The sequence below is a fragment of the Paraburkholderia sp. BR10936 genome (genome assembly GCF_040965735.1).
Classification (GTDB): Bacteria; Pseudomonadota; Gammaproteobacteria; order Burkholderiales; family Burkholderiaceae; genus Paraburkholderia; species Paraburkholderia nodosa_A.
On record NZ_JBFRCM010000062.1, the window covers coordinates 1 to 1,517 of the forward strand.

The 1,517-nt window shown below is 59.3% G+C and carries 2 protein-coding genes; both read left to right on the top strand.

Annotated elements, in window-relative coordinates; all coding sequences use genetic code 11:
* The first annotated feature begins 29 nt into the window (after positions 1-29).
* Positions 30-803 (top strand): tyrosine-type recombinase/integrase, encoded by a 774-nt coding sequence (locus AB4Y36_RS40405; protein WP_368685929.1) that lies wholly within the window; start codon positions 30-32, stop codon positions 801-803.
* A gap of 80 nt (positions 804-883) precedes the next feature.
* Complete coding sequence (locus AB4Y36_RS40410; protein ID WP_368661894.1) at positions 884-1,468, top strand: tyrosine-type recombinase/integrase; 585 nt, start codon at positions 884-886, stop codon at positions 1,466-1,468.
* Positions 1,469-1,517: the final 49 nt, after the last annotated feature.

Below are 1,517 nucleotides of genomic sequence, written 5' to 3' on the forward strand. Positions count from 1 at the left end.
CGTAGAACCCGGCCGACTCGGCGCCGCTGGTGGGGAGAACCCTCCGGCGGCTACGCCGCCTCCGAGTTCTCCCCACCAGCCAAAACCTCTGTCGCTATACCGGCCAAAATGATTGTCGCCGCGCAGCCTTGAGCGCTTTGTCGACCAGACCAGCAAGCATCTTCGCCGCCAGACTCTTCAGCGTACTCGAACTTGCAGACACGCGTCAGGCCACGGCGACATCGCCACTAAGGCCGTATGTCCTCCGCCTGGCGCTTGTGCTGCTGTGCACCGCCGGGCTGAGGCGAAGGGAGTTGCTACGGCTAACGTTGGCCGATGTAGACGCGCACGCTGGAGTCCTGCACATACGCGAATCAAAGTTTCACAAATCGAGATGGGTTCCGCTTTCGTGCGGTGCCCGGCTAGAACTGCGCCGCTACCTCACGCGCCGCCTCGCTACCCCTCTCGACACTACGCCGTCGTCACCGTTACTGTGCAATATGCACCATGGTCTGCGGGGCTACCCTGGAACGGGATTGCATGAAGGTATCACGGGATTACTGCAAGAAGCAGGCTTCCGGGATGCCGACGGGCGGGTTCCCCGTATTCGCGACTTTATGCATTCCCTTGCAATTGAAGCCCTGATGCGATGGTATCGTCACGGGGCGGACGTCCAGTCCAACCTGCCAAAGCTCGCACTCTACATGGGTCATGTATCAATCGTATCGACTGCCTACCATTTGCACTGGATTCCGGAACTCCGAGAGCTGGCGAGCGATAGGTTCGCGAAACGATTTGGCTATCTTGTTCAGGGAGAGCAATGATGAAACGGCGTCCTTGCTCCGGTGAGCTCGGACGGAGTCTTGTCCGATTCTTCCAGGATTATCTACCTACGTTGCGAGGGATGAGCCGGCACACGATCCATAGCTATCGCGACACGCTGGTGCTTCTGATGCGATTTCTTAGTGCGAAGCGACACTGCGGCATTGAACGTCTGGATCTTGCGGCGATCACCGCCGAATCGGTCGGACAGTTCCTGACACCTCTCGAGCGAGACCGGCACAACGGCATTGCCACGCGTAATGCCCGGCTTGCCGCGATTCATACATTCGCGCGGTTCTTGGCAACTGAACGTCTTGAACATCTGGCGGTGGCGCAGGCAATCCTCAGCATTCCATTCAAACGCGGGGCGCGGTCAGCGCCGATCGAATATCTCGAGCAGGACGAGGTTGAGGCGCTGCTGAATGCGGTCGATCGAACGACCGCCGCCGGTCGGCGTGACTACGCGTTGTTTTCACTGATGTTCAATACCGGCGCAAGGGTGCAGGAGGTACTCGACCTTCGTTTATGCGACCTGCGCATGCAGCGGCCGTGCCAGGTAAGACGAAGGCAAGGGAAACAAGGTCCGCGTCGGACCTATCCGAATGAAAGGGACTTCCCCGTCCCGAGGCTGCGGCGGAAGCCGCGAGTCGGCATCGAAGTGCCATGATGGAGTGTCGAACTACATCAACGCCAACAGGAGGGGAAGTCCATGCCAA

Excerpts from the sequence above, each read along its gene's own strand:
- AB4Y36_RS40410 (WP_368661894.1), top strand. The coding sequence starts at position 884 with ATGAGCCGGCACACGATCCATAGCTATCGCGACACGCTGGTGCTTCTG.